The organism is Kitasatospora sp. NPDC048540 (assembly GCF_040651175.1).
GTDB lineage: Bacteria > Actinomycetota > Actinomycetes > Streptomycetales > Streptomycetaceae > Kitasatospora.
In genome coordinates, this window is sequence record NZ_JBEZIR010000263.1 from 1 (window position 1) to 1,809 (window position 1,809).

1 protein-coding gene is annotated in these 1,809 nt (G+C 75.8%); it reads left to right on the forward strand.

What is annotated here, in order from left to right:
- Positions 1-155 precede the first annotated feature (155 nt).
- Positions 156-1,754: an adenosine deaminase gene (locus AB0D08_RS40715; RefSeq protein WP_359895416.1), complete on the forward strand. Its 1,599-nt coding sequence runs from the start codon at positions 156-158 to the stop codon at positions 1,752-1,754.
- Positions 1,755-1,809 lie beyond the last annotated feature (55 nt).

A 1,809-nucleotide genomic window follows, 5' to 3' on the forward strand; every position in this document is an offset into this window, starting at 1 on the left:
GCCGCCGGGGCGGGCGAGGCCGGGCCGGGGTGCTCCGCGGGCGGCGTCGGCGCGGGTCGCGCGCTCCGCCGCGCGCTGGTGCGATCGGATGACCCACCCGGCCGCACCCGGCCTGTCGGGCCGGGAGCGGCCGCGGGGGCCGCCAGGATGCGGCCATGATTCGCACACGTCATGCCGCCGCGGCCGCCCTCGCGGCGGGCACCGCGCTGCTGCTCCCGCTGTTCCCCGGCCGGGCCGTCCCCGCCGCGGCCGCCGTCCCGCAGGCCGGGCAGGCCCTGGTGCGTCCCGTACCGCCGGCCGACCGGGTGTCCGCCTACCTGGACCGCATCCGGGACCGGCCGCAGGAGCTCCGGGCGTTCTTCGAGGCCCTGCCCAAGGGCGGTGACCTGCACAACCACCTCTCCGGGGCGGCCTCCACCGAGCTGCTGATCCAGCTCGCCGCCGAGGACGGGCTGTGCATCGACACCGCCACCTCGACCGCGGTCGTCGGCGGCCCCTGCCCCGCGGGCAGCCGCCCCGCGGCCGACGCCGTCACCGACCCCGCCTTCCGGCAGCAGGTGATCCGGGCCTGGTCGATGCAGGACTTCGTGCCCGGCGCCGAGTCCGGCCACGACCACTTCTTCGCCACCTTCGGGAAGTTCGGCGAGGCCTCCTGGCGGCACCCCGGCCGGATGCTGGCCGAGGTCACCGACACCCTCGCCCGGCAGAACCAGTCCTACCTGGAGACCATGTCGACGCCCGCGTCCGGCGGGGCGGCGGCACTGGCCGCCAAGGTCGGCTTCGACAGCGACCTCGCCGCGCTGCGCGCCAAACTGCTGGCCGACGACCAGATCGGCGCCCTGGTGCGGACCGCCTCCGGCGAGGCCGACGCGGCGCTGACGGAGTTCCGGGCCACCTCGCACTGCGACGGCGACGACCCCGCACCCGGCTGCGCCGTGACCGTACGGTTCATCTCGCAGGCCTCCCGGGCCTCCACACCCGCCCGGGTCTTCACCCAGCTGCTGCTCGGCATGGAACTCGCCCGGCACGACCCGCGCTACGTCGCGGTCAACCTGGTCCAGCCCGAGGACGCGCCCGCCTCGCTGGAGAACTACCGGCTGCAGATGCAGATGCTGGACTACCTTCACGGCGAGTACCCCGAGGTGCACATCACGCTGCACGCCGGTGAGCTGGTACCCGGCCTGGTCAAGCCCGAGGACCTGCGCTTCCACATCCGCGAGGCGGTGCTCACCGGGCACGCCGACCGGATCGGCCACGGCGTCGACCTCGCCCACGAGGACGACCCCGAGGGGCTGCTGCGCACCATGGCCGCCCGGCACGTCCTGGTGGAGGTGCCGCTGACCAGCAACGAGCAGATCCTCGGGGTCAGCGGCCCGGAGCACCCGTTCCCGCGCTACCTCGCGGCGGGCGTCCCGGTGGCGCTGGCCACCGACGACCCGGGCGTCTCGCGCGGCGACATCACCACCGAGTACCAGCGGGCCGCGCTCACCTACGGCCTGGACTACCGGGTGCTGCGCGACCTCGCCCGGGCGTCGCTGGAGTACGCCTTCCTGCCCGGCCGCAGCCTGTGGGCCGACCGGGACGGCTACCGGCCGGCCGCCGAGTGCGCCCACGACCCGCTCGGCGAGGACGAGCCGAGCGCGGCCTGCGCGGCGCTGCTCGACGACAACCCCAAGGCCGAGCTGGAGTGGCGCGAGGAGTGCGCGTTCCGGACCTTCGAGCAGGCGGTGCTCGGCCGCCTGCGCGAGCAGTAGCCTGCAACGGGCCCGCGGGACGGGCCGGACGGGCCCGGGGAAGGGGCGAGTGGAC

Coding starts and splice junctions, on each gene's coding strand:
- AB0D08_RS40715 (WP_359895416.1), top strand. CDS start 156: ATGATTCGCACACGTCATGCCGCCGCGGCCGCCCTCGCGGCGGGCACC.